Below are 1,158 nucleotides of genomic sequence, written 5' to 3' on the forward strand. Positions count from 1 at the left end.
GAAACCCGGCCCGTACAGCAGAACCTGCGTTTCCAGGGGCAATATCTGGACAGGGAAACGGGGCTGCATTACAATTTATACAGATTTTATGATCCGGATATCGGGAAGTTTATATCGGGCGACCCGATAGGGCTGGCGGGGGGCATTAATCTTTATCAGTATGCGCCGAATCCGTTAAGTTGGATCGATCCACTTGGATTATGTAAAACAGATTCGGCGAAACAAATCGCAGGAAAAATAACAGGCTATACAAGGCATGGGCTAAATCAGGCTATTGGGCGCAATGGTGGGAAAGGCGTTAATATTAAAGATATGCTTGATGCAGTGCAAAATCCGAAGAAAATTATTGAAAATGCAAATGGAACTATAAAGTATCAAGGTAAACGCGCAACTGTCGTTTTGAATCAAGATGGTAAAGTCGTTACAGTTTTCGGTAAATCTAGAGGGCCAGAAATCTGGCCTCAAGGTACTACACGAACTGGTGGCAGTGGTTCTGCGCAGAGAAATGCTAATGATCATGGTTTTAGTTATAATCCTGGAGCGGTTAGGTAACCTTATGCAATTCAAAATAAGCACTACAGACTTTGATTTTATTGTTAATAATATTAGTGAGTTGTCATTAATAGAAAAATTGACAGAATCAAAAAAACATGGTGAGTATAATGCAAAAGGGAAATATCCAACAGGAAAGTATATTATAGACTTGTCTACTGATGAGGTTAATAGTATTATAGAGCAATTATCAAATTCCTTATTGAGTTTTGGTGTTGACCAGAATGGAGAAATAAATTCAATTGGAATGCGTATCGAATCAATTATAGATATATTCATCTGATGCAAAAAAGCCGGGAAAGATCCTCTGACTTCCCGGCTTTTATTATTTAATCCCTGTTCACCACATTATTTACCCCCGCCTTAATATGCTTCATCGACTTTTTCACCAGATAAAGCTCCTTCCGTAGATCCCTCACTTCGTCCGTCTCTGCAATCAGGATCAAACACCCCTCCGAGATCTTCACGGTTACGCTCGTCCCGGTCTCAAATCCCGCCTCGGCCAGCCAGTCGCCCTTAAGATGCAGTTCGGGAATATGCGTACAGCGGCCAGGACGAGCTGCTGAAAAAGCGGCACAGCCGGCAGGGGGTGACGGATTATTTTTA

General features: G+C 42.2%; 3 protein-coding genes. 2 read left to right on the top strand and 1 reads right to left on the bottom strand.

Translation table 11 applies throughout. The annotated features are described in order from the left end of the window. Together ACLJQD_RS22860 and ACLJQD_RS22865 are read left to right on the top strand one after the other, a co-directional pair. Positions 1 to 552 (top strand): RHS repeat-associated core domain-containing protein (locus ACLJQD_RS22860; RefSeq protein ID WP_139780108.1); only part of this gene is annotated, 552 nt, incomplete at its 5' end. Between the two features lie 4 nt (positions 553 to 556). Next, positions 557 to 835 (top strand): hypothetical protein, encoded by a 279-nt coding sequence (locus ACLJQD_RS22865; RefSeq protein ID WP_017442162.1) that lies wholly within the window; start codon positions 557 to 559, stop codon positions 833 to 835. A gap of 46 nt (positions 836 to 881) precedes the next feature. Here ACLJQD_RS22865 and ACLJQD_RS22870 read toward each other — a convergent pair whose 3' ends face one another. Next, positions 882 to 1,088 carry a SymE family type I addiction module toxin gene (locus ACLJQD_RS22870; protein ID WP_026080916.1) on the bottom strand — a complete coding sequence of 69 codons (207 nt, stop codon included), beginning with the start codon at positions 1,086 to 1,088 and terminating at the stop codon, positions 882 to 884. Between the last annotated feature and the right edge of the window lie 70 nt (positions 1,089 to 1,158).

Source organism: Salmonella sp. SAL04214 (assembly GCF_046550615.1).
In the GTDB taxonomy this organism is placed as follows: domain Bacteria; phylum Pseudomonadota; class Gammaproteobacteria; order Enterobacterales; family Enterobacteriaceae; genus Salmonella; species Salmonella enterica.

Bases quoted from the DNA above. Each gene is read 5' to 3' on its own strand.
- ACLJQD_RS22865 (WP_017442162.1), top strand. From the start codon at position 557: ATGCAATTCAAAATAAGCACTACAGACTTTGATTTTATTGTTAATAAT.